General features: G+C 73.2%; 14 protein-coding genes. 4 read left to right on the top strand and 10 right to left on the bottom strand.

From position 1 onward, the window contains the following. Window positions 1-9: 9 nt before the first annotated feature. Both opcA and zwf read right to left on the bottom strand, forming a co-directional pair. Window positions 10-951 (bottom strand): glucose-6-phosphate dehydrogenase assembly protein OpcA, encoded by a 942-nt coding sequence (gene opcA / locus RWE79_RS05960; RefSeq protein ID WP_475938957.1) that lies wholly within the window; start codon window positions 949-951, stop codon window positions 10-12. Then, window positions 948-2,513, bottom strand: coding sequence for a glucose-6-phosphate dehydrogenase (zwf, locus tag RWE79_RS05955; RefSeq protein WP_475938956.1), 1,566 nt, complete (start codon window positions 2,511-2,513; stop codon window positions 948-950). Before zwf ends, opcA begins: the two co-directional genes overlap by 4 nt. A 199-nt stretch (window positions 2,514-2,712) precedes the next feature. On the opposite strand from zwf, the gene RWE79_RS05950 reads away from it, so the two are divergent. Continuing rightward, a complete protein-coding gene (locus tag RWE79_RS05950; RefSeq protein ID WP_475938955.1) occupies window positions 2,713-3,243 on the top strand; it encodes a DoxX family membrane protein in 531 nt (176 codons plus the stop codon). A gap of 32 nt (window positions 3,244-3,275) precedes the next feature. Beyond that, entirely contained in the window at window positions 3,276-3,890 is a 615-nt protein-coding gene (locus RWE79_RS05945) for an NAD(P)-dependent oxidoreductase (protein ID WP_475938954.1), read from the top strand. Here RWE79_RS05945 and RWE79_RS05940 read toward each other — a convergent pair. Continuing rightward, entirely contained in the window at window positions 3,857-5,191 is a 1,335-nt protein-coding gene (locus tag RWE79_RS05940) for a chloride channel protein (protein WP_475938953.1), read from the bottom strand. The genes RWE79_RS05945 and RWE79_RS05940 overlap by 34 nt on opposite strands. Then, on the bottom strand, window positions 5,184-5,729 hold the full coding sequence (locus RWE79_RS05935; protein WP_475938952.1) for a potassium channel family protein: 546 nt from the start codon (window positions 5,727-5,729) through the stop codon (window positions 5,184-5,186). The genes RWE79_RS05940 and RWE79_RS05935 overlap by 8 nt, the downstream gene beginning before the upstream one ends. A gap of 50 nt (window positions 5,730-5,779) precedes the next feature. Between RWE79_RS05935 and RWE79_RS05930 the strand changes: the two genes are divergently transcribed. Beyond that, window positions 5,780-6,256: an NUDIX hydrolase gene (locus RWE79_RS05930; protein ID WP_475938951.1), complete on the top strand. Its 477-nt coding sequence runs from the start codon at window positions 5,780-5,782 to the stop codon at window positions 6,254-6,256. Between the two features lie 43 nt (window positions 6,257-6,299). Here the strand turns inward: RWE79_RS05930 and RWE79_RS05925 are convergent, their stop codons facing one another. After that, window positions 6,300-6,881, bottom strand: a complete 582-nt coding sequence (locus RWE79_RS05925; protein WP_475938950.1) for a TetR/AcrR family transcriptional regulator — start codon at window positions 6,879-6,881, stop codon at window positions 6,300-6,302. 1 nt (window position 6,882) lies between these two features. Next, entirely contained in the window at window positions 6,883-8,340 is a 1,458-nt protein-coding gene (locus RWE79_RS05920) for an MFS transporter (protein WP_475938949.1), read from the bottom strand. Between the two features lie 180 nt (window positions 8,341-8,520). Between RWE79_RS05920 and RWE79_RS05915 the strand changes: the two genes are divergently transcribed. After that, window positions 8,521-9,396, top strand: a complete 876-nt coding sequence (locus RWE79_RS05915; protein WP_475938948.1) for an NAD(+)/NADH kinase — start codon at window positions 8,521-8,523, stop codon at window positions 9,394-9,396. A gap of 21 nt (window positions 9,397-9,417) precedes the next feature. Here RWE79_RS05915 and nhaA read toward each other — a convergent pair whose 3' ends face one another. The 4 genes from nhaA to RWE79_RS05895 all read right to left on the bottom strand — a co-directional run bounded on the left by nhaA (window position 9,418) and on the right by RWE79_RS05895 (window position 12,604). After that, a complete protein-coding gene (nhaA, locus tag RWE79_RS05910; RefSeq protein ID WP_475945620.1) occupies window positions 9,418-11,277 on the bottom strand; it encodes a Na+/H+ antiporter NhaA in 1,860 nt (619 codons plus the stop codon). 108 nt (window positions 11,278-11,385) lie between these two features. Next, window positions 11,386-11,634 carry a hypothetical protein gene (locus RWE79_RS05905; RefSeq protein WP_475938947.1) on the bottom strand — a complete coding sequence of 83 codons (249 nt, stop codon included), beginning with the start codon at window positions 11,632-11,634 and terminating at the stop codon, window positions 11,386-11,388. A gap of 69 nt (window positions 11,635-11,703) precedes the next feature. After that, window positions 11,704-11,850 (bottom strand): hypothetical protein, encoded by a 147-nt coding sequence (locus RWE79_RS05900; RefSeq protein ID WP_475938946.1) that lies wholly within the window; start codon window positions 11,848-11,850, stop codon window positions 11,704-11,706. Window positions 11,851-11,923: 73 nt separating this feature from the next. Further along, window positions 11,924-12,604 carry an ArsR/SmtB family transcription factor gene (locus RWE79_RS05895; RefSeq protein WP_475938945.1) on the bottom strand — a complete coding sequence of 227 codons (681 nt, stop codon included), beginning with the start codon at window positions 12,602-12,604 and terminating at the stop codon, window positions 11,924-11,926. Window positions 12,605-12,633 lie beyond the last annotated feature (29 nt).

Below are 12,633 nucleotides of genomic sequence, written 5' to 3'. Positions count from 1 at the left end.
GGCCGCCCGTCAGGCCGGGGCGGGCTCCTTGTCCGGCTGGTGCCCGGTGTACCGCAGCGCCTCCGCGTACGCCTCGTCCGGGTCCAGGCGGCGCAGTTCCTCGGCGATCAGCTCGGCGGTCGTGCGTACCTTGAGCGCCAGGTGCCGGCTCGGCTGGCCGGGAATGGACAGCGTGGCCAGCGGCCCCTCGGGCCGGTCGATGTACACCTCGCCGTCCGCCGTGCGCAGCCGTACGGCCGTCACGACCGGGCCGTCGGTGATCACCCGCTCCACCGGCACCCGCAGCCGCGCGCCCAGCCAGCGGGCCAGCAGCTCGGCGCTCGGGTTGTCCGCCTCGCTCTCCACCGCCGCCGAGGTGACGTCGGCGCGGGCCTGGTCGAGGGCGGCGGCCAGCATGCTGCGCCAGGGGGTGAGCCGGGTCCACGCCAGATCCGTGTCGCCGGGGGTGTACGAGGCGGCGCGCAGGTCCAGTTGCCGCGGTGCGCCCTCGACCGCGTAGGCGTCGGTGATCCGCCGCTGGGCCAGGGCGCCGAGGAGGTCCTTGGCCGGGTTCTCCGGGGCGTCCACCGGCCACCACACCACGACGGGCGCGTCCGGCAGCAGCAGCGGCAGCACCACGCTGTGCGCGTGGTCGGCGAGTTCGCCGTGCATGCGCAGCAGGACGGTCTCGCCGGTGCCGGTCTCGCCGCCCACCCGTACCTCGGCGTCCAGGCGGGCCGTGCGGCGGTCGCGCGAGGACCGGCCGGGGCGCTTGATGACGACCAGGATCCGCGAGGGGTGTTCCTTGGAAGCGTCGGTGGCCGCCTTGAGGGCGTCGTAGTGGTTGCCCTCGTCGGTGACGATGACCAGGGTCAGCACCATGCCGACCGCCGGACTGCCGGTGGCACGGCGGGCCTTGACCAACGCTGAGTTGATCTTGCTCGATGTGGTGTGGGTCAGGTCGATGTTCATGGCCGGCGCCAGCTCCTGCCGTCTCGTGCGAGCATCTCGTCCGCGGCTCTCGGGCCCCAGGTCCCGGAGATGTACTGCTCGGGCTTGCCGTGCGTGTCCCAGTGCGCCTCGATCGGGTCGAGGATCTTCCAGGACTCCTCCACCTCCTGGAGGCGGGGGAACAGGTTGGTGTCACCGAGCAGCACGTCCAGGATCAGCCGCTCGTAGGCCTCCGGGCTGGCCTCGGTGAAGGACTCGCCGTACGCGAAGTCCATGGTGACATCCCGGATCTCCATCGAGGTGCCCGGCACCTTGGAGCCGAAGCGCACCGTGATGCCCTCGTCCGGCTGGACCCGGATGACCAGGGCGTTCTGCCCCAGCTCCTGGGTGTCGGTGGTGTCGAAGGGGGAGTGCGGGGCGCGCTGGAAGACCACCGCGATCTCGGTGACGCGCCGCCCGAGCCGCTTGCCGGTCCGCAGGTAGAACGGCACCCCGGCCCAGCGGCGGTTGTCGATCTCCAGCTTGACGGCGGCGTAGGTGTCGGTCCTGGACCGGGGGTCGATGCCCTCCTCCTGCAGGTAACCGACCACCTCCTCGCCGCCCTGCCAGCCGGCCGCGTACTGGCCCCGCACCGTGTGCAGGCCCAGGTCGTCCGGGAGCTTGACCGCCCGCAGCACCTTGAGCTTCTCCGTGACCAGGGCATCGGCGTCGAAGCCCGACGGCTCCTCCATCGCGGTGAGGGCGAGGAGTTGGAGCAGGTGGTTCTGGATGACGTCACGGGCGGCGCCGATGCCGTCGTAGTAGCCGGCCCGGCCGCCGATACCGATGTCCTCGGCCATGGTGATCTGGATGTGGTCCACGTACGAGCGGTTCCACAGCGGCTCGAACATCGTGTTGGCGAACCGCAGCGCCAGGATGTTCTGGACCGTCTCCTTGCCCAGGTAGTGGTCGATCCGGAACACGTCCTGGGGCGGGAAGACCTCATGGACGACCTGGTTCAGCTCCTCGGCGCTCTTCAGGTCGTGCCCGAAGGGCTTCTCGATGACCGCCCGCCGCCAGGACCCCCCAGGCGCGTCGGCGAGCCCGTGTTTCTTGAGCTGCCGCACCACCTGGGGGAAGAACTTCGGCGGCACGGAGAGATAGAACGCGAAGTTGCCGCTCGTCCCCCGCTCCTTGTCCAGCTCGCCGACCGCCACGCGCAGCCGCTCGAAGGCATCGTCGTCGTCGAACTCGCCCGGTACGAAACGCATTCCCTCGGCGAGCTGCTGCCAGACCTCCTCCCGGAACTCCGTCCGCGAGTGCTCCTTCACGGAGTCGTGGACGATCTGCGCGAAGTCCTCGTCCGCCCAGTCCCGCCGGGCGAAGCCCAGCAGCGAGAAGCCGGGCGGCAGCAGACCGCGGTTGGCCAGGTCGTAGATGGCGGGCATCAGTTTCTTACGGGACAGGTCACCGGTGACCCCGAAGATCACCAGGCCGGACGGGCCGGCGATTCGGGGCAGACGGCGGTCGCCGGGGTCGCGCAGCGGGTTGCGCCAGTCCGCCGCGCGGACCGCCGCCCCCGCCCCGGCCGTTGGAGTACTCACCCTGATCAGGGCTCCTTCCACATCGCTCTGTGCGCACGAACCACGGACCGCACGTCGTTATTTCCGGCTGTACCCGCGATTCCCGGGGAGATCACCTCCGGATCCTCGATCGGCCCAGCCCGATCGGCCCAGCCCGAGCGGCGGACTGGCCGCCCCCGGCGGACACTGGACAGGTACCCCCGCCAGGAGAGGACCCGTCATGGCTCAGCGTCACCGGAGGGACATCGGACTGCTCGCGATGCGCGTCGGCCTGGGCGGAGTGCTGTTCGCCCACGGCGCGCAGAAGCTGTTCGGCTGGTTCGGCGGCCAAGGGCTGGACGCCACGGCCGGCGGGATGGAGCAGATGGGCTTCGAACCCGGCAGGCAGAGCGCCGTGGCGGCCGGCCTCGGCGAGGCCGGCGGCGGCGCGCTGCTCGTCCTGGGCCTGGCCACCCCGGCCGCCGGGGCGGCCGCCGCGGGCGCCATGGCCGCAGCGGTGGCCGTGCACGCCCCGGGCGGGTTCTTCGCCGCGTCCGGCGGTTTCGAGTACCCGGCGTTCCTCGGCTACTCCGCGGTCTGCGTGGGGATCGCGGGTGCCGGACGCTACTCGGTGGACCACGTCACCGGGCGCTGCCTCGACCGCCCCTGGGTGGTGGCCACCGCCTTCACGGTCGCCGCGGCCGGGGCGAGCGTCGTTCTCGCCCGGCGGCGCAAGGTCGTGGAGCGCCGTGCCCGGGACAGCGGCGAGTAGATAGTGTGGCTCCCGAAAGGGGGCCGATGACCATGCGCTTGGCCGTATTCGGAGCCACCGGCCATGTGGGCCGTGAACTCGTGGACCAGGCCCTGGCGGCCGGTCACCAGGTCACGGCGCTGGTCCGTGACCCGGCGGGGCTGCCGCCCCGCGAAGGGCTGTCCGTGGTGCCCGGCGCGGTGACGGACACCGATGCCGTGAGCCGCGTCATCGCCGGTTCGGACGCCGTCCTCAGCGCACTGGGCACCCGTAAACCATGGGGCGTCACCGTCTGCGCCGACGGTATGCGCGCGATCCTGCCCGCCATGAAGAGCCACGGGGTGAGCCGGCTGATCGCCGTCGGCTGCTACGGCACCGGCGAGGGCCGCCGCAAGGACCTGTACTACCGCGTGATGTCCGTGGCGATCCGGCAGCTCATGCTCGACAAGAACCGTCAGGACGCCCTGATCCGGGCCGGCGGCGACCGCTGGACCATCGTCTGCCCCGCCGTCCTCGGTGGCGGCCGCCGCACCGGACGCCACCGGGCGGGCACCGATCTGCGGCTCGGCCTCACCTCGAAGATCTCGTACGCCGATGTGGCCGGCTTCATGCTGGAGCAGCTCGGCTCGGACGACTACGTACGCCGGGCCGTGGCCGTCACGTCGTGAACCGGGGCCGGCCGGCCCCGCAGCAGTTCGCCGGCCGCGCAGGCGACCACCGAGGCGACGATGATCAACGGCAGCTGATCGGCGGCGTCCCCGCCGATCAGCAGTGTGGCCAGCACCGCCGCCGACACCGGCAGCCGCAGCACCGCGGCGGCGCCCGCCGCCAGGCCCACCGCGAGGGCGGGAGTCACCCCGAAGCCGGGCAGTCCCGAGCAGGCGATCGTCAGCACCGAGCCGAGGAAGATCGAGGGGAAGACCGGCCCACCGCGCAGCGCGCCCAGCGACAGGCCCCAGGCCAGGCCCTTGAACACCAGCAGCAGCACCAGCGCGGACACCGGCCAGCTGTGCGGACGCGCCGCGAGCGCGGCCAGGGTGGCCTGCCCGGACAGCATGGCCTCCTGCGGTGAGCGGTCCGTGGCCAGGGCGTAGGCGCTGCCGCAGACGCCCACCAGCACGGCGGCGAGCACGGTGCGCGGTACGACGGCGCGGGCCGTGAGGAGCGCGACCCGCCCGCCCATCGTCCTCGCCGCCCACACCAGTAGGGCGATCAGCGCCGCCAGCGGGACGCCCCACAGGAAGTCACCGGCGTCCACGGTACGGTCGGGCGGCACCGTGGGCAGGGTCAGGGCGTCGACGCCCAGTCCGGTCCAGGCGCCGAAGCCGTGGAAGACCAGCGCCCCGACCCCGCTCGCCAGCAGACAGGGCAGCATCATCGCGAACAGCCGGGGCCCGGCCAGTCCCGAGGCTTCGAGCAGCAGGACGGCGGCCACCAGCGGGCTCCCGAAGATCGTCGAGATCGCCGCGGCCGAGCCGGCCGCCCCCAGTACCGCCGCGAGCCGCGGCGCCGCCGCCCGCCGGGCCGTCCGTACGGTCAGCAGCGCCAGACCGCTGCCGATCGCCATCAGCGGCGCCTCGGGGCCCAGCACCGCGCCCAGCGACAGCCCGGCCAGCGCCGCCAGCATCACCCCCGGCACCTCCGCGGGCCCCGACGGCGTGGTGGCCAGCCCCTCGGCCGCGACGTGGCCGCCCCGCCCCGGCAGACGCGTGACCACCCAGGCCACCAGCACCCCGCACAGGCCCAGCGCGGGCAGCGGCCACCACCAGGGCGGCCCCGCGTACCCCAGGGCGTGCGGCAGGTCCGCCCAGATCCGGTGCTGCAGGAAGTGCTCCAGCGCCACGAAGCCGAACGCGACCAGCGACACCGGAATCCCCAGCAGCGCGGCGAGCAGCAGCAGCCGCCGGTAGCCGGGGTCGCGCAGCAGCTCGTACGGGGTCGGCGACGACCCGTCCGGGCGGTCAGTCATGGCGGCCGGAGCCCCGCCGCATTCCGGCCTGGACGGCACCGAACAGCACCTTCGCGATCACCCCGACGGCCAGCACGTCGAAGAGCATCTGCGCGGTGGTGACCACCCGGGCGGTCCCGGTCACCGGCACGATGTCGCCGAACCCGACGGTCGCGAACACGGTGACGGTGAAGTACAGCGCGTCCGTGTGGTTCAGCGGCTCGGAGAAGGAGCCCGGCCGGCCCTGCTCGATCAGCAGATACGCCCCCGCGAAGAGCACCAGCAGCAGCGGCAGCGCGATGCCCAGCCCCTCCACCGCCCGCAGCATGGGGTAGTCGGCCGCCAGCACCTCCCGCACCTGCCGGGTGACCAGACCGGCGAAGAGCAGCAGCCCCAGCGTCAGTGCCAGGAACGCCCCCAGGCTGCCGGGGCGGTCCAGCGGGGCCACAAAGTAGACGGCCACCAGCAGGGCCGCGCTCAGCGAGGAGCGCAGCAGCGACCGCGCGAGCAGTCTGCGGCGCCGGCGCGTGGTGAGCTGCTGATAGTGGGGCGCCGTCATGGTGTCAGTATCGGGCGCGCCCCGGCGCGTGGCGCGGCAGAATTGCGGGCGTGGCCGTCAAACGCAGTGCCGGAATCCTGCTCCACCGCACCCCGGACGGGGCGGGAGGCGCGGTCGAAGTGCTCCTGGGCCACATGGGTGGGCCGTTCTGGGACGGCCGGGACGAGGCCTCGTGGTCGGCGCCCAAGGGCGAGTACGAAGCGGACGAGGAGCCGCTGGCCGCCGCCCGCCGGGAGTTCCTGGAGGAGCTGGGCCTGCCGGTCCCCGACGGCCGGCCGGTGCCGCTCGGCGAGGCGCGGCAGGCCGGCGGCAAGATCGTCACGCTCTGGGCGCTGGCCGGCGACCTCGACCCCGCGCTCGTCGTGCCCGGCACCTTCGCGATGGAGTGGCCCAGGGGCTCGGGGCGGATCCAGGAGTTCCCCGAGATCGACAGGGCCGAATGGTTCTCCGTCGAGCAGGCCCGCTCCCGGCTGGTCAAGGGCCAGCGGGTCTTCCTCGACCGCCTGCTGGAGCACTTGGCCGGGTAGCTCGGTGGGTGTCCGGTTCTCGATCGCCGGACGGGCCGGTCTGTCAGCCCGGCGTCAGCAGGGCCTGGAGGGCGGGGGAGCAGCGGTCGGCCAGTTCGTCGATGCCGGTGGTGCGTACGGCGTCGCCGCGCGCTATGCCGTACATCACGCCGATACCCAGCAGCATGCCGACGGCGAGTTCGGCGCGCAGCGCGGCGTCCGGGCCGGTGAGGCGGTCGGTGAGGCGGGTGACGACCTGGCTCTTGAAGTTGGCGCGCAGGGTGTCGCCGTGGCCGCTGTGGAGCGGGGCGAAGACGATGCGCAGGGCGACCGCCCCGCGGCCCTGGAACTGGCTGGTGAGGAGCAGGGTGACCATGTGCCGGCCCAGTTCCTCCAGCGGGGCGTCCAGCAGGGCCTCGGCGTCGTCCTCGAAGGACAGGACGCGGGAGAACAGCCGCTCCTTGCTGCCGAAGTACTTCACGATCAGCGGGGCGCTGACCCCGGCCTGCTCGGCCACCGCCTTGAGGGTGATGTCGGAGTAGGCGTGGCGCGCGAACAGGACCCGGGCGGCGCGCAGGATGGCGGCCCGGGACGCCTCGGCGTCCCGGCGCCGGGTGCCCGGTTCTGCCGCTGCGGTGCCCGCCATCTCATGCCCCTTCCAGCGCGGTGTCGGCGGCCGGCTCGCTGCGGTGCAGGGGCGGACCGGCCGCCTCCGTGTGGCGGGGGATGGTCAGCGCCAGCGCGCAGGCCAGCAGCGCGACCGTACCAGCCATGCCGAAGGCCACCAGGTAGCCGTGCAGGGCGGGCAGTCCGGCGCCCGTGCCGCCGCCGGTGAGGGCGACGACGTGGTGGGTGAGCACGGCCGCGACGGCGGCGCTGCACAGGGCCTGTCCGATGGTGCGCAGCAGGACGTTGACCCCGTTGGCGGAGGCGGTCTGGGCGGCCGGCACGGCCTGCAGGATGAGGGTGGGCAGGGCCGAGTACGCCAGCGTGGTGCCGACCGAGACCACCGCGGCGCCGGTCACGATCATCCACAGGTCCTCGCTGTCCGCGATGCGCAGCGCGTATCCGGCGGCCAGCACCGCGGCGCCCGCCGCGAGCGCGGTCCGGGGGCCCCGGGTGGCCGAGATCCGCGCCGAGACGGGGGAGAACGCCAGCATGATCAGGCCGGACGGCAGCATGCACAGACCGGTCTGGAACACCGACAGGGCCAGCCCGTACCCCGTTGCCCTGGGGGCCTGGAGCAGTTGGGCGGTGACGAGGGAGTTGGCGTAGAACGCGAAGCCGACGAAGAGGGCCACCAGGTGCGGCAGCGCGACCCGGGGGCGGGCGGCCAGCCGCAGGTCCACCAGCGGGTTGCGGGCCCGCGCCTGCTGCCGGCACCAGGCGGCCAGGACGACGGCGAACCCGGCCAGCAGGGCCAGTACGGACGGGCTGGTCCAGCCCCATTGGCTGCCCTGGGATATCGCCAGCAGCAGGCAGATCAGCGCGGTGGCGAGTCCGGCCGCCCCGGTGAAGTCGAACCGCCCGGGGCTGCGCACCGGCGACTCGCGCACCGTCCACCAGGCCATCGCCAGCCCGAACGCGCCCAGGCCGGTGGTCACCCAGAACATCGCGTGCCAGTCCGCGTACTCGACGATCAGCGCGGCCAGCGGCAGGCCCAGCGCGGCCCCGATGCCGACGGTGGAGCTCATCAGGGCCACCGCCGATCCGGTCCTGGCCGGCGGCAGCTCGTCCCGCAGAATGCTGATCGACAGCGGTACGACCGCGGCCGCCGCGCCCTGCAACGCGCGGGCGGCGATCAGCAGCCGGATGTCAGAGGTCACGGCGCACACGAGCGAACCGGCCGTCATCAGTCCCAGCGCCAGCAGCAGCACCCGCCGCTTGCCGTACATGTCGCCGGCCCGGCCCAGCACCGGGGTGAGCACGGCTCCGGCCAGCAGGGTGGCGGTGACCAGCCACGACACACTTCCGGCCGAGGCGCCGGTGAGCCTGGGCAGATCAGGGAGCAGCGGTACCACCACGGTCTGCATGACCGCCATGAGGCTCCCGCCGAAGGCGAGGACGGGAACGGTGAGCCGCTCTCTGAGGCCGGACATCGGCATGCTCCAGAAGATTGCCACAATAGGTGAACGTAAATTCGCCACATTAGGTGAATTCACGTTCACCAGCAAATAGGACCGCCCGGAGCCGCCCGGAGCCGCCCGGTGCCGCCCGGTGTTGCCCGGACGGCGGCCGTGTGCCTGACTGGAGTCGGGCCGGGCACCGAGGCGAGGAGCGGGCGGATGGGAATGATCGGCGCCGTCGGTGTGGTGCTGCACCCCCGCCGGGACTGCACGTCCACGATCCGGATGATCACCGACTGGACCCGGGGGCGCGGCACCCGCGTGCTGGGTCTGGGCGGCGAGGTGAACCGCATCGGCCCGGCGGCGGTGGCCGTCGCCCCGCAGGAGATGGCCCGGCAGGCCGACCTGATCCTCAGCATGGGTGGGGACGGCACCATGCTGCGGGCCATGCGGCTCGCCGCCGGCGGCCGCGCGCCCGTACTGGGGGTCAACGTGGGCCGGCTCGGCTTTCTCGCCGAGGTCGACATCCCCGATGTGCCCGACGCCCTGTCGGCCATCGACGAGCACCGCTTCACCCTGGAACCCCGGTCCGCCGTCCGGGCCCGGATCGGCGGCCGGGAGGAGCTGGCTCTCAACGACATCGTCCTGGTCCGCAGCCCCGGACGTTCCTCGGCCGCCGTGGCGCTACGGGTCGAGGGGCACCCCTTCGTGAACTACGCCGCCGACGCCGTCGTCGTGGCCACCCCCACCGGATCCACCGCCTACAGCTTCTCCGCCGGCGGCCCGATCGTCTCGCCGAACGCCGAGGGCCTGCTGGTCACACCGGTCGCCCCGCACTCGTCGTTCAACCGGTCCCTGTTCCTGTCCTGCGGCGAGAAACTGGCCCTCGAAGTGCTTCCCAGCAGCGGAGAACTGGCCATCGAGGCCGACGGCCGGCTGGTGGGCCGGGCGCAACCGGGCGAGGTCATCGACATCACCATGGTCCGCGACGCCGCCACGGTGGTGCGGCTGGGGCGGACCACCTTCTACCAGCGGACCCAGCGCAAACTCCGGATCACCGGATCGGCGGAGGCCGAACGGCCCCCGGAACCCTGAGAAGCCGCCACCGGCCGCCGGTCACTGCTGGAGCACCGCCCGCATCTTGGCCGCCCGTACGGCAGCGGACAGCGCGTCGATGTCGTACGCGCCCATGTGGCGGCGGCCGTTGACGAAGAAACTGGGGGTGCCCGAGACCCCGCTCAGGTCGGCCGACTCGACGTCCTCCGCCACCCGGGAGGCCGCCGCCCGCTGGCGCAGGGCCCGCCGGAACTCCTCCATGTCGAGGCCGAGCTGCTCGGCGTGACGCAGCAGGTCACGGACCTCCAGATCGCCCTGGTGGTCGAGGAGCCGGTCGTGCATCTCCCAGAAGGCACCCTGCAGGGCCGCCGCCTCGGCCGCCTCGGCGGCCACCTGGGCGCGTGGGTGGACGTCGGTCAGCGGCAGGTGCCGCCAGACGTAGCGCACGTCCCCGTGGCCGGCCAGCAGGTCGCGGACGACGGGCTCGGCCTGCCCGCAGTACGGGCACTCGAAGTCGCCGTACTCCACGAGCGTCACCAGCGCCTCCCTGGGCCCGCGCAGATGGTCGCGGTCCGGATCGACCGGGACGGCGAGGTCGATGATGCTCTCGGCGGTGCCGAGCAGGGCCCGGGCCCGGTGGCGCGGCGGCAGCAGCCCGATGAGCAGCGCGACCACCCAGGTGGCGGCGAAGGCGCACAGCACCGCGCTGAGGATGCCGATCTTCGCCTCCTCCAGCCGCGCGCCGTGGAAGGCGAGCGTGGCGATCAGCAGGGACACGGTGAAGCCCACACCGGCGATCGTGCCGCCGCCGGTCACCGCCCCCCAGCCGACCTGCGGGATCATCCGGCCGCGGCTCAGGCGGTTGGTCAGCCAGGAGGAGCCGAGGATCCCGATCGGCTTGCCCACCACGTACGCGACCAGGATGCCCAGCGTCACCGGCGAGGTGAAGGCGCGGGCCAGCAGGCCACCGTTGATCGCGATCCCCGCGTTCGCCAGCGCGAACAGCGGCACGATCGCATAGCTGGTCCAGGGGTGGAACAGCTGCTGCAGCCGCTCGTTGGGCGACACCGCCGCCGCCAGCCCCTGGCGGGCCGAGCGCTCCAGTTCGGGGGTCGGCTGCTCCCGGAAGGCCCGGAACAGGCCGCTGGCACGCTCCAGGTCGTCCCGGGCCGCCGGGTAGGCGTACGTCAGCAGCCCGAGCGCCAGGCCGATGACGACCGGGTCGACGCCGGACTTCAGCAGCGCCACCCAGGCCGCCGTCGCCAGCACCGCGTACACCGCGCCGACGCGCGGACCGACGGCGCGCACCAGCAGGATCACCCCGAAGATGCCCAGCGCCACAAGCAGCGCGGGCATGGAGACCTGCTCGCTGTAGGCGACCGCGATCACCCCGAGCGCCACGAAGTCGTCCACGACCGCCACGGTGAGGATGAAAGTACGCAGCCGACCGGGGAAACGCGACCCGATCAGCGCCAGCATGCCCAGCGCGAACGCGGTGTCCGTCGACATCGCGACGCCCCAGCCGTGCGCCGAGGAGCGGCCCGCGTTCACCGCGAGGTACAGGGCGATCGGCACCAGCATGCCGCACAGGCCCGCGACCACCGGCAGCGCCAGCCGCCGCCGCTCACGCAGCTCGCCCATGTCGAACTCACGGCGTGCCTCAAGCCCCACCACGAAGAAGAACAGCGTCATCAGGCCGCTGTTGACCCATTCGCGCAGTGTCAGCGACACCCCGCGGTCCCCGGCCCGCACCGACAGGTGCATGTGCCAGAACTCCTGGTACGAGTCCTGCCCGAGGTTTGCCCAGGCCAGCGCCGTGAGGGTGGCGGCCAGCAGCACCACCGCGCTGCCGGTCTCCGTCCTCAGGAACGCCCGCAGCGGTGTTCCACCCTCACGCCCGTTCGACGTCCCTGCCGGCAAGGACGAGGCAGCCCCGGAATCCGTCACCCTGGCATTGTGCCCCGTGACCCCGGCCCTCCGCCCCGGCACCCGTCGCGACGGGTGCCGCGACGGGTGCCGGGGCGGCCCTCAGAACGGCTGGCAGAGGCCGGATCCCGCACACGACCTCAGATTGGGATCCCAGGACGTGTTGGAGCTGACGAAGAAGACCTCCGGAACCCAGCCCCAGTTGCCGTTGTCCGCCTCGGTGTAGGCCCAGGCGTCGTTGCAGTAGCCGCCGGAGCAGAACTGCGAGGACAGGGTGTCGCCCCGGAACCAGTTGCTGTTCGCGCTGTTGACCGTGCCCACGAGGGTGCTCGAACCCGGTGCCGAGCGCACCCCGATGGTGCCGCCCCACAGCCGGCAGTAGTTGACTTCGCCGGCGCCGTGGTGCGCGCCCGCCTCGATTTAGGAGTAGGTGACGTTGCACGCGGTGTCGTACTGCGCGGACGCCGGCGCGGCCTGGGCGGGCGCCGCTCCGGCCGTCAGCGCGCCGAGCGCGAGTCCCACGGCCGCGAACGCGCCCGTCATCGCCGTCCTGCCTGCATGCTTCATGGTTGCCCCCGGTTGTCGGTTGGTTCCGCTGTGTGCCCTCCGACTGTGGCCCCGGGGCGCTCCCGCCCGCATCTCACTTCGGCTCCAGCCGAAGCGAACCCGCTGTACTGAGCAGGTGCCGTCCCAGGGGGGTGACGGATTGCAGCAGGTGCTTGCCCTGCCGGCGGCTGACCACGAGACCCGCTTCGCGAAGGATGCCGAGCTGGGGGCTGACGCTGGGCAGCGACACCCCGACGGCGTCCGCGACCTCCGACGTGGTGCGGCAGGGCCGGGCCGCCACCTCGGCCAGCACCGCCGCCCGGGTGCGGCCGAGCAGGCGCACCAGGTCCTGAGGGCCGCCGGCGGCGCCCTCGTGCAGTGTCCGGTCCACCGGGTAGACCAGCACCGGCGTCAGGGAGGGGTCCGCGAGCGCTGTCGGCCGGCGCCAGCAGAAGTACGACGGGACCAGAAGCAGGCCGCGCCCGGACAGCCGGAGGTCCCGGTCGACGGGGTAGTCCACCTCCAGGACCGGGGACCGCCACTGGGCCAGCGGGCGCAGACCGGCCAGGAGCGCCTGGGTGCCGCCCGCCAGCAGGGTGCGGGAGCGCAGGGCGACATCGGCGTCGACCAGCGTACGGATGTGCTTCCAGTGCGGGCGCCTGGTGGTACGTACGCAGCGCGTCGGCCAGGGAGCGCAGGCCGTCCGGGCCGGGCCGGGCCGGCGGCTCCGTCCGCGCCGCCGCCGGGCGGGAGCGCGCCAGCCGGGCGAGCTCACCGGCCGGCCGGGCGCGGGGAGTGCGGAGC

It is taken from the genome of Streptomyces sp. RLA131 (assembly GCF_056270125.1).
Note: the sequence above shows the minus strand (reverse complement) of the source record. Positions and strands in the feature narration are given on the sequence as shown.

What these genes read in the sequence shown, in the direction of transcription:
- RWE79_RS05900 (WP_475938946.1), bottom strand. Translation starts at nt 11,850, where the DNA reads ATGAAGCATGCAGGCAGGACGGCGATGACGGGCGCGTTCGCGGCCGTG.
- RWE79_RS05925 (WP_475938950.1), bottom strand. Translation starts at nt 6,881, where the DNA reads ATGGCGGGCACCGCAGCGGCAGAACCGGGCACCCGGCGCCGGGACGCC.
- RWE79_RS05950 (WP_475938955.1), top strand. Translation starts at nt 2,713, where the DNA reads ATGGCTCAGCGTCACCGGAGGGACATCGGACTGCTCGCGATGCGCGTC.
- RWE79_RS05935 (WP_475938952.1), bottom strand. Translation starts at nt 5,729, where the DNA reads ATGACGGCGCCCCACTATCAGCAGCTCACCACGCGCCGGCGCCGCAGA.
- RWE79_RS05915 (WP_475938948.1), top strand. Translation starts at nt 8,521, where the DNA reads ATGGGAATGATCGGCGCCGTCGGTGTGGTGCTGCACCCCCGCCGGGAC.
- opcA (WP_475938957.1), bottom strand. Translation starts at nt 951, where the DNA reads ATGAACATCGACCTGACCCACACCACATCGAGCAAGATCAACTCAGCG.
- RWE79_RS05940 (WP_475938953.1), bottom strand. Translation starts at nt 5,191, where the DNA reads ATGACTGACCGCCCGGACGGGTCGTCGCCGACCCCGTACGAGCTGCTG.
- RWE79_RS05945 (WP_475938954.1), top strand. Translation starts at nt 3,276, where the DNA reads ATGCGCTTGGCCGTATTCGGAGCCACCGGCCATGTGGGCCGTGAACTC.
- RWE79_RS05920 (WP_475938949.1), bottom strand. Translation starts at nt 8,340, where the DNA reads ATGCCGATGTCCGGCCTCAGAGAGCGGCTCACCGTTCCCGTCCTCGCC.